Here is a 13,130-nt window from a genome sequence, read left to right on the forward strand (position 1 = left end):
CCTCGTCACCCGCCGTCCGTCACCCGCGGACAGCGGGGCTTGCCACCATGGTCGCGCCCCTGCGGCTACGCCATGGCGACGCCGCCGACGGCGGCTGGCGTAGGCGCAGAGCCGCCCGCGGCGTCGGCCATCCTCGGCCGGCTCGTGTCCATCCTGGCATTTCCCACCTTGCGGGATCGCGCCCGAGGGGTTGTGACACAGCCGACGCAGCCGCAGCCGCGAGGGCTCGACCGGTCCCGCCGCCGCAACGGCGACGCCGGATCCCACCGTACGGCGACCCGGGGGACGTGCGACCATTTAATTAGCGACGCTAACAATATCAGACGGATCTGCCGCGAGCTCCGCCGCGAACCGGTCGAGGAACACCTCCCGCTTGCGCTGCGGGCTCATCGCGCCGGTGCCCACCGACCGGGCGAGCATCCGCCGCTCCCATTGCTCGATGTCGGTCACCACCCGGGCCGGCGCCCCGGCGACCAGGGACCGCGCCGGGACGTCGCGCATCACCACGGAGCCGGCGGCGATCACCACGTCGGAACCGATCGTGACGCCCGGCATGATGATCGCGTTCAGCCCGATCATCGTGTCGTTGCCGACCCTGATGGGCGCGACCACGTCGATGTCGGGATGCTCCCGGCGCATCCGGGTGACCGCGCCGTCGTGCGTGATGAACCGGACGCCGCCCGCGATGGCCACCCGGTCGCCCAGCCTGATCAGGTAGGGCTCGCTGCCGAACGTGGCGGCGCTGATCTCGATGAACCGGCAGTCCGCGCCGAGCCGCACCCCGATGCTGCGGGCATAGCCCACCGGATCGGTCCGCAGCAGGTAGGTGCGCCGGGCCGCCCGCAGCGCCCGGCCGGGCAGCGCGGCCAGCGGCGACGAGCGGACCCGGCCGGCCAGCCCGCGCCCGTCCGACCGGGCCGGCGAGGACGGCTGGGCCGACGGGGACGGAGCCCGGCGCCGCCCCCTTCTCGCCGCGCGGCGCACGCGGGCGGCATCGTGCAGCGCCGCGACCACATCGTGGCTGAGCGCCCGGCGGTCGAGCAGCTTCTCCGCGCGCATCCGTGCGGCGGCGGCGCGCCGGCGGGCCGCGGGCATGCGCCGGCCGGCCGCCGCCTCCTGCAGGGCGACGGCCATCGCCGCGGCGTCGCCCAGCCCGACGAGCCAGCCGGTCTCGTCGTCGACCAGTTCCGGCAGCCCGCCGGCCGCGGTGGCGATTGTGGGCACCCCGCAGGCGGACGCCTCGCCCCCGGCGCCGTAGCTCTCCGACCACGACGACACGACGTTGACGTCCGCGGCGGCGTAGAACGGCCGCACGTCGGTGACGCTGTCGACCCAGCGGACCCGGTCGGCGCCGGGCAGCCGGGCCGCCCACGCCCGGACCCGCTCGCGGTAGCTCTCGCCGGCCTCGCCGTAGCCCCCGCCGAGCAGGATCAGCGTGCCTCGGCCGCCCCGCTCGGCGAAGCGGGCCCAGGCCGCGAGGAGCACCTCGTGCCCCTTGACCCCCTGGCCCGGATGGACCAGCCGCTTCGGTGGGTAGAAGTAGGCGACGCAGACCGCGACGAACTCGTCCTCGGCGAGGCCGAGCTCCGCCCGCGCCGCCCGCCGCCGCTCGTCGTCAGCGGGGGTGAAGCGCTCCAGGTCGACGCCGTAGGACAGCGTGCGCATCCGGTGCGCCGGCAGGCCCAGGGCGGCATACCGCTGGCGGATGTCCGCGCTGGACGCGATGAGCAGGTGGTCGAGCCGGCACAGCACCCGCTCGACCCGCCGGATCAGCGTGTTGTCCAGGTAGAGGGGGCCCGCGACCATGTGCACCCGGGTGATCCGGGTGCCCAGGGTGGCGAGCCGGGCCGCCAGCGCCGAGGCGTACAGGTGGTAGTGCACGACGTCGACGCCGAGCTCGCGCAGCCTCGCCCGCAGCCGGACGATCCCGACGAGCTGCCCGGCCGGCGACGCGCCGCGCCGGGGGGCCGGGCTTTCGACGACCTCGATCCCGAGCGCCGTCAGCTCCCGCGCCACCCGGCTGTCGGTGTGATCGGGCGCGGGCAGCAGCACGACCACCTGGTCGCCGGACTCCTGGGCGGCGAGCACGTGCGGAATGATCCACAACGGCCCGTCGCCGGTCTTGACCAACGTGGCGATCTTCATTCGGAACGGTCCTCCCGGGTCGTGGACGGGCGGGCTGCGGGCGCCGCCGCGGGTCGCGGGACGCGGGGCGCCGCCGGCGGGTGCAGCGGCCGGCGGGCCACCCACAGGCAGGCCCGCCCGGACAGGTGGGCCGCGCCGAGCAGGTCGAGAGCGGCCTCCAGCGGCCGCAGGCGCGGGCGGGGAGGCGGGCGGCCAGGGCCCGGCCGGGACCGGTGAACTCCAGCACGGTGGCGATCGCGCCGTACGGATGCGCCCGCACCCGCTCGAAGCCGACGGCGCGCAGCACCGCGGACAGCTCCGCCGGGGTGAAGGCGTACTGGTAGAACTCCCCCGCGCGCGGCCGCGGCAGCCAGACCGCCCCCTCGCCGCGGCCCGCGCCGCCCACCCGGGCGCCGTGGCCCAGGGCGCGCAGCAGCGGGCTGAAGCACGGCGTGGAGACCAGCGCGACGCCGCCCGTGGGCGGTCGGCTGGACGGCGAGGGTGTCGCGCGGGGGGTGTGGCGCCATCAGGGCATCCCCTTTCCGAGGGCGGGCAGCGGCTCGTCACCGCCCGGCTCGTGCGGATGGACTGGTCCGGACGGGCGGGGCGAGGTCGAGGACGCGGCCGGCTGCGGGGCGGGGGTGGCGCGCGGGGCATCGAGCTCCCCGCGCAGCGCTCGGCGGGCCAGCGCCGTCATGAGCGCGTAGGCGAGCATGCTGCCCACCGCGGCGCCGGAGGGTCCCTGCCAGGGCACGAGCACCGGGTAGGTCAGCAGCGACACGGCCAGGCCGAGCAGCCCGACGCCGCCGGCCGCGCCGGTGCGGCCGAGGCCGGTCAGCGCCCGGCACTCGACCAGGAACGGGGCCAGCAGGAGCTCGGCGACCAGCAGCAGGCGCATCGGGGTGACCGCCGAGGCGTAGCCCGGCCCGAACAGGATCCGCACCAGCCACGGCGCGGCGAGCGCGAGGACGCCCGCGGCGACCAGCAGGACGGCGACCAGGCCGCGGGTCACCGTCCGCAGCGCCGGGTGGGACAGGCCGCCCCGCGCGGTGCGGTGGAAGACCACCTGGCCCACCGACCCCGGCACGAGGCGCAGCGCCTCGCCGGTCGCGGCGGCGATCGAGTACACCGCGGCGGCGCCGGCGCCGGCGAAGGCCGCGACCAGCACCCGGTCGAAGCGGAACGCCATCGTCGCGCCCACGTTGAGGCCAAGCGCGGGCACGCCCTTGGCGACCAGCAGCCGCCAGGCCCGCCGGTCGGCCCGCGGCCGCACGGACAGCCCCGACCGGGCCAGCGCCGCCACGCCCGTCGCCGCCTGCGCGGCCCAGCACAGCGCGAGGACCACCAGGATGTGGGGCAGTGACGGATGGCGCGGGCCGGCCAGCAGCAGCCCGAGCTGGACGAGCCCCGTGGCGGCGACGAGCCCGGCGGCGAGGACGATCGAACCGGCGGCGTTGAGCGCGTCGAGCACCTGCACGGCGAGCAGGTTCGCGGCGGCGAGGACGGCGATCGCGAGCACCAGGCCGGCGTCCACCCGCGCCCCGCCGGACAGCCAGAGCACCTGCAGCGACGCCGCGATGATCAGCCCGACGGCGGGCAGGGTCGCGGCGAGGGACAGGCCCAGGTAGTCACCGAGGGACACCCGGGGATCGGCGCGGCCGAAGTAGTACCGGAACGCGACGTTCGTGCCGAGCCCGCCGACGAGCGAGCCCAGCGCGGAGACGGTCAGCAGGACCACCAGCGCCCCGCGCCCGCCCAGGGGCAGCATCCGCGCGGTCACCATCGCCTGGCCCAGGCTGGCGACGGCGGACAGCCCCAACCACCCGGTGACCACCGTGCCGACCCGGCCGATCCCGCGGTAGGGGCTCGCCACACCCACCCCCCGACCCGGCGGGGGCAGCGTGGGGGCCGCCGCCCACGACCCCCCGGCCTGCGGATCCAGCGCCACCGCCGGCTCGGACCACGCCGGCACGGACTGCCGCCCTGCCCGCACTGGCTGCCGCCCGGCCCAGATGGGCTGCCGCCCGGCCCGGATGGGCTGCTGCCCTGCCCGCACGAGCTGGCGGGCCGGGTGAGGCCGCGGCAGGGCCGGACGGAGCGGCAGTGCGGTGCGTCCGGGCGCGGCCCCGGCGCCGAGCGTGACCGCCACGGGACCGGTGGCGGCGAGCCGTGGGAGGGCGCGCGGATCCCGCCGCGGACGGGCGGGGGCGGTGCGGACGGGGACGGTGCGGGCGGCCGCCGTCTCCACCAACCGGATCAGGCCGAGCACGCCCAGCCCGAGCAGCGCCTGGACCGGGACCGCCGCGAAGGCGTTGCGCACCTCGGTGATCAAGGGGACGAGCAGGACGAGGCAGGCCGTGTCCGTCTTGCGCACGGACCGGCCATGGTCCATCCAGGCCACGAGGAGGCCGGTCAGCAGCAGGAAGCCGACCACGCCGCGGGCGCCGAAATTGTAGTAGGCCTCGGCGATCGGCGACCCCCCGATCGGGCCCTCCCGGTCGAGCATCAGCACGTTGAACAGCCGCTCGTCGCTGAACTGGGAGGGCTGGGGACGGCCGAGCAGCCGCCCGGACACCAGCCGGTCGAGCTGGCCGTAGAAGGTCGCCCCGGCGGGCGGGCGTTCGCCGAACTCGTCGCGCCATTCGAGCACGGAGCCGATCGGGCGGATCGAGGCCCCGAGCTCGGCGATCCCGTCGACGGGGCTGAAGGTGATGGCGCTGAGCCGGGTGGCGGCGAGGCCGGACTGGCGGATCTCCCGCAACCCGCCGATCAACGCCAGCAGGACGACCGCGCCGAGCAGGACGACGACCCCGCGCACCACGATGCGCCGCCGGGCGGCCACCGCCGCCGCCGCGACCGCCGGGAACATCACCTCGCCACGCAGCCCGAGCGGCAGGGCCACGACCGCGAACAGGGCGAACACCACGAGTGCCGCCGTGCGCCACCGGCTCGGCCCGTCGATGACCGCAAGCAGGAGACCCAGGCCCACCCCGAGCAGCGCGTAGGGCACCAGCGGGCCGCGTAGCGCCGTCTGCCCGACCGCGGCGTACGAACCGACCAGCAGCCCGAACCCGCCGGCGGCGAGCACGATCGCGACGAGCCCGACGACCGACACCGCGAGCAGCACGAACCCGGCGGGGGCACGCAGGTCCGGCCGATCCGGGGCGGCGGCCGGCCGGTCAGCCGCGACGATCTCGGGGCGTCCGCCGGCAGCGCGCGCCGCCCGCAGGCAGGTCATCGCCGCCACCCCCACCGTGGCGCTGACGACTCCCAGCGTCGCCACGGCGAACAGCCGGCTCATCGGGTAGACGGCCAGCCAGCGAAAGTCGTACTGGGCGCGGATCCGATCGAAGGAGGTGCCGGTGGCGAACAGCACCGCCACCCCGAAGTGGAACACCGACAGGGTGATGAGGTAGACCGACGAGCAGGCCCACGCCCCGCGCGGCTGGGCCCGGACGCACAGCAGCACACAGCCGGCGACGATCACGACGCTGAGCCGGGCGGCGGAGTGCTCCGCCAGCTCGGCGAACGACGACGACCAGGCCGCCACCGCGAACAGGGCCAGCAGGCAACCGGCGAGCGCCACCGCGCTCGCCCGGCGGGACGGCACCCCGCTCACGCCGGACGATCCGGGAGACGAGGCGAGCACGGCGGTCGAGGCTGGGGCCCGGGCGACGGGCAGGTGCGGCCGCCGGGACCCGCGCGGTCCGGCGGCTCGACTCAGGACGGCCATCGCCTAGGACCACACCGCCGTCATGTCACGCTGCCAGGTGTCCATCGTGAACGGGGATCGGCGCAGCAGCCGCATCGCCTCGCGGCGTTGATCGATGGTCGGCGGGACCGCGGTGAGCATGTCGGCGGTGTCCGCCCAGACGGCGTCCGAGGTGGCCAGCGGCAGCGTGGCCACCCCGGGCAGCAGGCGGGCGATCTCGACGACCCCCGGCAGGTCCGCCGACAGCACCGGGGTGCCCACGGCGAGCGCCTCCAGCACGACCGTGGGCATGCCCTCGTGCAGCGAGGTGACCAGCAGCAGCGAGGACGCGACGAGCAACCGGGGGATCTCGCGGACCTCACCGGTGAACTCGACGTGCTCGGCGACGCCGAGCCGGTCGGCGAGCACCGTGAGGCGGGCGGTCTCGGCGTCGTCCTGGCGGCCGACGATGCGCAGGCGCGCGTGGACCGAGCGGGCCCGCAGCGCGGCGAGGATCTCGATGGCGCGGGCCCGGTTCTTCAGCGGGTCCGGGCGGGCGATGTGGACGAGGGTGACGACCTCATGCTCGTCCTCGGCGAGGTCCTCGGCGCGGCGGCGGGCGGCGATGGCGACCCCGGACGGCTCCAGTTCGACGCCGTTGTAGATGACGCGGCAGCGCGGATCCAGCCGCCAGTTCTCCCGCCACAGCCCCCGCATCGCCGCCTCGCTCACCGCGACGAGGTCGGTGGCGAACCGGTCGAGCAGCAGGCGCCCGAACGCCCGCTGCACCCGGCCGCGCAGGCTCTCACCGTGCCGGTCGGCGCTGCTGACGAAGTACGCCACCCGCCGCCGCACCCCACCCAGGCGGGCCAGCGCGAGCACCACCCCGGAGAAGGTCGCCACGGCGGAGTGGACCACATCGGGACGGACCTGGCGCAGCAGCCGCAGGAACCGCCAGCCGAACCGCCAGTCGGCACGGCAGTAGTACACCTCGCTGCCGAGGCCGCGGATCTCGGCGTCCAGCGAACCTGTGGCGCCGGAGGTCACGGCGAACTCCAGCCGGAACTCCTCCGGATCCAGCCGGCGCAGCAGGTTCACGGCACGCAGCTCGACCCCGGCCCGGTCCATCCGGCCCAGCACCTCCAGCACCCGTACCGGCCGGCGGGGCCGGCCGGCGGGGCCGGGTCCCGGACGGGTGGCGACGGTGGCCGCGCCGGTCGCGGACGCGACGGGCCGGGCCTCGATCGCGGGCCCGGTCCGGGCATCCGGCCGCTGGTCGAGGCGGGTATCCCCGAGCGCCGTCCGCGCGGTGGTCTCCGGGGCTGACCTGGTCTCCGGGGTCACGACCGCCGTCCTGTCGGCTGGGGGGTCCGCGCGGGTGACGATCCGGCCGGTGCCGTGGCCGCCGCCACCCCCCGCTCGGGCGGCTCCGCGGCGGGCGCCGGCGGGTCCCAGTCGGCGATCGCCGCGTAGAAGGCCGCGGCCCGCGCGGCCAGGCGTCCACCGCGGTAGTCCTCGGCGGCGGTTCGGTTGCGCGCGGACATGGCGGCGAGCGTGTCGGGGGAGGCGAGGACCTCGGCGATCCGCGTGGCGAGCAGCTCGGGATCCTCGGGCGGGACGAGGTCCTGCGGCGCTAGCAGCTCGACGGTCCCGCCGACCGCGGTGGCGATCGCGGGCACCCCGCGGGCCATCGCCTCGATGAGCACCCGGGGCAGGCCCTCGGTCCGGGAAGGGAGAACGAACAGGTCGGCGGCGTCGAGCACGGCGCGCACGCCGGCCCGGTCCAGCGCCGGCACGAACTCGACGACGTCGGCGAGCCCCGCCCGCCGGGCGGCGCGGACGAGGGCGTCGTGGTGGCGGCCGGTGCCGACGATGACGACGCGCAGCCGGTGCCCCCCGGCGTCGAGCAGACCGACCGCGGCCAGCAGGACGTCGTGGCCCTTGTACCGGCGGTCCTGCGAGCCGATCGTTACCAGCGTCGCCGGCACCGGTGGCCGGGCGGGGCGCGGTCGGGCGGCGGCGGTGAAGTCCTCGGCGCTCAGGCGACCGTAGGCGTAACTGGCGGTCAGCGCCCCGGCCGCCGGCGGGTAGCGGCGTTGCAGCGTCTCGCGGGTGACGTAGCCGACCGCCCGGGCTCCCGCGGCGCGGCGGGCCAACCAGCGCCGCGCCGCCGGGCGCGCCCAGCGGCCGAACATCCCGCCGGCGACCGCCTCGGCGTCGCCGATGATCTCCAGGACGTAGGGCAACCCGCGGGCGCGCAGCTCGGTGACGAGCGCCGCCCCGACCATGCCGGGCATCACGGCCAGGTAGCGGGTGTCCACGACGTGGGACGAGCGGGCGGACGACGCGCCGGGGTGGGTGGGGGCCTGGGGCTTGTCGTCGCGGCGGGCGGCGGTGGCGGGTGACCGGGGCGCCGGGATCAGGCCGAACGGCGCCGGCCGGCGCGCCGCGGCCGCGGCGCGCTGCCAGGGCGTGGGGGCAAGCTGGCCGCCGGAGTCGAGCCCGACACCGATCACGGAGCGTAGCGATCGTACGGTGCGCAGATAGCCGCCCGGCCCCTGGTAGGGCGGCAACGCGACGACGCGGACCCGATCGCCCTCGACCGGGAAGGAGGCCGTCACCGCCGGGTCGGGCGACGCCGCGCTGACCCGGGCGAGCACCACCACCTCGTCGAAGACGCCGAGGTAGCCGCACCAGTGCGGGTAGGCCTCACCGGGGGTGCGGGCCACCACGGCGTCGTCGCCTCCCCGGTGGAACCGTGCCTCCGTCGCGACGACAACTCGCATGGCGCCCGCCCTTCGCCGGTACTCCCCTCCACGACGTGCACAACCTACAGCCATCGTCCGACTACAGAGAGATACAACACTCGCGGAGGGTCCGGGCGCCAAGGCGCGACATCCGGCGCCGGACGCACGAACGGGCGGGTGGGGCATACCGCGCCCCACCCGCCCAGCCCCCGCGGCGCCGGACGGTCATGCGTGCCCGGCGTCGGCGGGAGGACTCCTGCCGACGGAAGGTCCACCGCTCGGGAGGTTCCACCGCTCGGGAGGTTCCGTCCCTCGGGAGGTTCCGTCCCTCGGGAGGTTCCACTCTCGAGGGTTACAGCGTCCCGCTCACCGCCAGGCACTTCGCCGGGTCCGGCGCATCAGCGCAGAGCTCGCCGACATGGCCGGACGACAGCCCGGTGGAGTCGTGCGCGTCGAGCGGCGCCGACAGCGGGGTCACCCCGTTGTCGGACGCGTTGATCGAGGCGACGCCCAGCCGGATCACGGCCCCGACCGGCAGTACACCCGCGGTCTGGACCACGACCTCGACGGCCCGGACCTCCAGGGAACCGGCCGTCTGGACCTGGCGGTTCAGCACCACGTACCCCACCCCTGGCAGCGGGACGAAGGTGTTGGGTGCCACGGTCGCCGGGATCGGTGTCCCGGCGACCGTCAGGTTGCCGAACTGGGTGCCGACGGGACTGAGCACGGCGGGTTGGCCGTTGCTCTTCGAGGCGTTCGCCTGCGAGGTGATCGAACTCGCCGTGATCAGCCCGCTCAGCACGTTGATGTTCGCCAACGCGATCTTCGAGACGCCCGTCGTGGGATTACCCAGGACCGACGTCCCCGTCGCGCTGATCACCCCGGTGGTGAGGATGCCTGGCAGGTTGATGGCGGACAGGTTCGCCGTGGTCGATCCCCCGTTGCAGGGAATGCTCTGCGCGATCAGCGGGCTCACCGACAGCGGCCCCGCCGCGACCAGGTTGGAGTACGCCACCCCGGTGATGAACACCGGCGGCTTCGGCAGGAGGCGCGACTGGGTGAAGCCCAGGACGATGTTCAGGCCGGCGTTCGGTCCGGCGGTGATCTGCACCCGTGCCCCGACGGTGCGGATCCCGTTCGCCGCGACGGTCTGCTGGTTGAGCGTGATCGTCCCGAGGCCCGGGATGCCGATCACCGTGTTCGGACTGATGGCACCGATCGGGATCGGCAGGCCGAGGACGGTCAGGCTCCCCAGCGACACCGAGCCGGCGCTCGCGACGGCCGACCCGGTGTTCACCGCGGTCGAGGTGACCCCGAGGCCACTGAGCGCGACCACACCACCCAGGATGCTCACGCTGCCCACCGTGCTGCGGGTGACGGCGACCTGGTTGTTGTTCGGGCCCACCTCCGCGGTGGTGGCGGACTGGAACACCGTGGCTCCCGAGATCACTCCAGGGACGTTGACGACACCCCCCGCGCTCACCCCCAGGCCCGGCCGGGTGGTACAGGAGATGCCGGTCGGGAACGTCGGCCCCGACGCCGACGGGCCGCTGATGACCTGCGTCCCGAAGGCGTACTGCTCGTAGGCCAGGGGGCTGGCGACGGCCGAGGCCGGGCCCACGCCCACACCGACCATGGTGGCCGCGAGGACGCCACCGGACACGGCGCCGGCGGTGAGCCGGCGCAGTCCCACCCGGTGTGCCACACGGAACGAGCTTCGCATCAAATCCCTCCTTTCCGTAAGTGGATCGCTACTTTCAGCGATCATTTTAGGAAGAGAGGGTCCGATCCATCGACTGCCTGCAAATAATTGGCTTCGTTGAGCGAGTTCCGGGCGTGTCGCCGTACGGGCAGGTCAGAGGGACTCCACGGCGAGTCCGGCGGCTACGTGCCGTGTCGCCTGGGTCGGGATCCGCCCGGCGGCGGGGCTCGACCGCCGGGCGTCGTGCGGGCCGGGCAGCCAGCGGCGGGTATCGAGCACGAGCCGGGCGTGCCGGGCCACCGTTTCCCGGTCGAAGGCGTCGTGGTCGACGAGCAGGACGACGAGGTCCGCCGCCGCGAGCTCGCCCGCGTCCGCCTCGACGAGGGTCACCCGGGCCGGCAGCCGCGCCGGGTCGACGTGCGGGTCCACGGCGCGCACCTCGGCGCCGAGATCGGCCAGCAGGCCGGCGATGCGGGTCGCCGGCGCCTCGCGCGCGTCGCCGGTGTTCTTCTTGTAGGCCAGCCCCAGCAGCAGGATGCGGCTGCCCGCGACCGGCAGGTGCCGGGCGTTGAGCATCTCGGTCACCCGGCGCACGACGTGGTCGGGCATGTGGTCGTTGACGTCGTTGGCCAGCTCGACGAACCGGAAGCTGCGCCCCAGGCTGTGGCGCACCCGCCACGACAGGTACGACGGGTCGATGGGCAGGCAGTGGCCGCCGACGCCGGGACCGGGGGTGAAGCGCAGGTACCCGAACGGCTTCGTCGACGCGGCGTCGATCGCCTCCCAGACGTCGACGCCGAGCTCGTGGGCGAACATCGCCAGCTCGTTCACCAGCGCGATGTTGACGTGCCGGAAGGTGTTCTCCAGCAGCTTGGTCAGCTCCGCGGTGCGGGTCGAGCCGACCGGGACCGTCCGCTCGATGAGGCTGTCGTAGAAGGCGGTGACGGCGGCCAGCGACGCCGGACCCGTGCCGGAGACCACCTTGGGCGTGTTCACCAGGTTCCACGACCGGTTCCCGGGGTCGATGCGCTCCGGGGAGTAGCCGAGGTGGAAGTCCACCCCGGGGCGTAGTCCGGAGCCCTCGGCGAGCAGTGGGGCGAGCAGCTCCTCGGTCGTCCCCGGATAGGTGGTCGACTCCAGGATCACCGTGGATCCCGGGGTGACCAGCGGCGCCAGGCTGCGCGCCGCGTCGACGATGTAGGACAGGTCGGGGGCGCCCTCGCGCAGCGGGGTCGGCACGGTGATCACGGCGACGTCGAAGCCACCGGCCTGCGCGTAGTCGAGGGTCGGCTCGTACCGGCCGCTGCGCAGGGCCGAGGCGAGCTCGGTGTCCGCAATGTCCTCGACGTAGGATCGCCCGGCCCCGAGCCGGGCGGCCCGGTCGGGGTCCACCTCCACCCCCACGACGTGCCAGCCCGTGGCGACGGCCCGCATCGCCACCGGGAGACCGACGTAGCCCTGCCCGACCACCACCAGCTTGTTCGATGACATGGGCAGAGTGTTGCGTATTAATTACATAGAGCGACGTAGCCGATTCATCGTGTCCTCATCGACCCGCGACCGGCGGGCCGACGGGCGGGCCGACCGGCGCGCCGCCGGCAGAGGACGCCGCAACCGCCTGCGCCAGCACCCGGGCGATCCGCCGGCCGGCCTGCCCGTCCCACAGCGCCGGGCGGCGCGGTGCCGGCGGGTGCTCCAGGGCGTCGAGCGCCGCGGTGACGACCACCCGGCGGTTGCGCCCGACCACCCGGTTCGTGCCCTCGGTGACCGTCAGCGGGCGCTCGGTGGACTCCCGCAGCGTCAGGCACGGCACGCCGAGCACCGTCGACTCCTCCTGGATCCCACCCGAGTCGGTGAGCACGATCCGCGCGCCGGCCTGCAGGGCCACCGAGTCGAGGTACCCGACCGGCCCGAGCAGGCGGACCCCCGGTGGCAACCGGCCGCCCACCCGGGCCGCCGTCCGCGGGTGCGCCGGGAAGACCAGCGGGCAGCGCGCCGCGATCTCGCCGAGCGCCCCGAGCAGGCCGGCGAGCGCCGCGGCGTCGTCGACGTTGGCCGGCCGGTGCAGGGTGACCAACCCGTAGCCGCCGGGACGCAGCCCGAGCTCGGCGAGGGTCGGCCGGGCGAGCGCCTCGTCCCGGCGGGCCAGCAGGGTGTCCACCATGACGTTGCCGACGAGGTGTACCGACCGCGGCGAGGCGCCCTCCCGCAACAGGTGCTCCACCGCGTCCGGCGAGGTGGCGAACAGGTCGGCGCACAGATGGTCCGCGACGATCCGGTTGATCTCCTCGGGCATCGACCGGTCGCCGCTGCGCAGGCCTGCCTCGACGTGCGCGGCCCGCACCCCCGCCTTCGCCGCCACCAGCGCGCAGGCGAGGGTGGAGTTCACGTCCCCGAACACGACGACGACGTCGGGGGCCAGCCGCTCCAGCAGCGGCTCGAAGGCGGTCATCACCGCGGCCGTCTGCACGGCGTGGGAGCCCGAGCCCGCCGCCAGGTGGTGGTCGGGGCGGCGCAGGTCGAGCTCGGCGAAGAACACCCCGCTCATCGCCTCGTCGTAATGCTGGCCGGTATGCACGAGGGTGGTGCGGAACCCGCCGCCCGCCAGGGCGTCCAGGACCGGCTTGGCCTTGACGAAGTTGGGCCGGGCCCCCGCGACGACCACCGCGTGCGGCCCCGGGCCCACCACCGACACCGGCTGCGCAGGTCGGGAGATCCGCTGGCCGGGCGGCCGCGCCACCCGGCCGCCGCCCGACCCACCCGGCCCCCCTGTCACGGCCTGGCCTCGGGGGACGCCCCCTGGGCCGGCAGGCCCGCGGACGGTGCGCGGGCGGCCGGCGGGGTGGGGCGGGCCGGCGGGGTGGGG

Annotated in this window: 7 protein-coding genes; all 7 read right to left on the minus strand. The window is 75.5% G+C overall.

Annotated elements, in window-relative coordinates; translation table 11 throughout:
* Positions 1 to 297: 297 nt before the first annotated feature.
* Complete coding sequence (locus FRAQA3DRAFT_RS14020; RefSeq protein ID WP_009739690.1) at positions 298 to 2,145, minus strand: glycosyltransferase; 1,848 nt, start codon at positions 2,143 to 2,145, stop codon at positions 298 to 300.
* A 505-nt stretch (positions 2,146 to 2,650) separates the two neighbouring features.
* Positions 2,651 to 5,743 (minus strand): O-antigen polysaccharide polymerase Wzy, encoded by a 3,093-nt coding sequence (wzy, locus tag FRAQA3DRAFT_RS38260; protein ID WP_157467367.1) that lies wholly within the window; start codon positions 5,741 to 5,743, stop codon positions 2,651 to 2,653.
* Positions 5,744 to 5,860: 117 nt separating this feature from the next.
* Positions 5,861 to 7,159: a glycosyltransferase gene (locus FRAQA3DRAFT_RS14035; protein ID WP_009739692.1), complete on the minus strand. Its 1,299-nt coding sequence runs from the start codon at positions 7,157 to 7,159 to the stop codon at positions 5,861 to 5,863.
* On the minus strand, positions 7,156 to 8,601 hold the full coding sequence (locus FRAQA3DRAFT_RS14040) for a glycosyltransferase (protein WP_009739693.1): 1,446 nt from the start codon (positions 8,599 to 8,601) through the stop codon (positions 7,156 to 7,158). Before FRAQA3DRAFT_RS14040 ends, FRAQA3DRAFT_RS14035 begins: the two co-directional genes overlap by 4 nt.
* Positions 8,602 to 8,914: 313 nt before the next feature.
* Positions 8,915 to 10,285, minus strand: a complete 1,371-nt coding sequence (locus tag FRAQA3DRAFT_RS14045) for a choice-of-anchor P family protein (RefSeq protein ID WP_009739694.1) — start codon at positions 10,283 to 10,285, stop codon at positions 8,915 to 8,917.
* Positions 10,286 to 10,417: 132 nt separating this feature from the next.
* Positions 10,418 to 11,755, minus strand: coding sequence for a nucleotide sugar dehydrogenase (locus FRAQA3DRAFT_RS14050; RefSeq protein ID WP_009739695.1), 1,338 nt, complete (start codon positions 11,753 to 11,755; stop codon positions 10,418 to 10,420).
* A gap of 55 nt (positions 11,756 to 11,810) precedes the next feature.
* The gene (gene wecB / locus FRAQA3DRAFT_RS14055) at positions 11,811 to 12,959 is read right to left on the minus strand and encodes a non-hydrolyzing UDP-N-acetylglucosamine 2-epimerase (RefSeq protein WP_035920985.1); all 1,149 of its coding nucleotides are present in this window, start codon (positions 12,957 to 12,959) and stop codon (positions 11,811 to 11,813) included.
* Positions 12,960 to 13,130 lie beyond the last annotated feature (171 nt).

It is taken from the genome of Frankia sp. QA3 (assembly GCF_000262465.1).
In the GTDB taxonomy this organism is placed as follows: Bacteria; Actinomycetota; Actinomycetes; order Frankiales; family Frankiaceae; genus Frankia.

Excerpts from the sequence above, each read along its gene's own strand:
- FRAQA3DRAFT_RS14020 (WP_009739690.1), bottom strand. The coding sequence starts at position 2,145 with ATGAAGATCGCCACGTTGGTCAAGACCGGCGACGGGCCGTTGTGGATC.
- FRAQA3DRAFT_RS14040 (WP_009739693.1), bottom strand. The coding sequence starts at position 8,601 with ATGCGAGTTGTCGTCGCGACGGAGGCACGGTTCCACCGGGGAGGCGAC.
- FRAQA3DRAFT_RS14045 (WP_009739694.1), bottom strand. The coding sequence starts at position 10,285 with ATGCGAAGCTCGTTCCGTGTGGCACACCGGGTGGGACTGCGCCGGCTC.
- FRAQA3DRAFT_RS14050 (WP_009739695.1), bottom strand. The coding sequence starts at position 11,755 with ATGTCATCGAACAAGCTGGTGGTGGTCGGGCAGGGCTACGTCGGTCTC.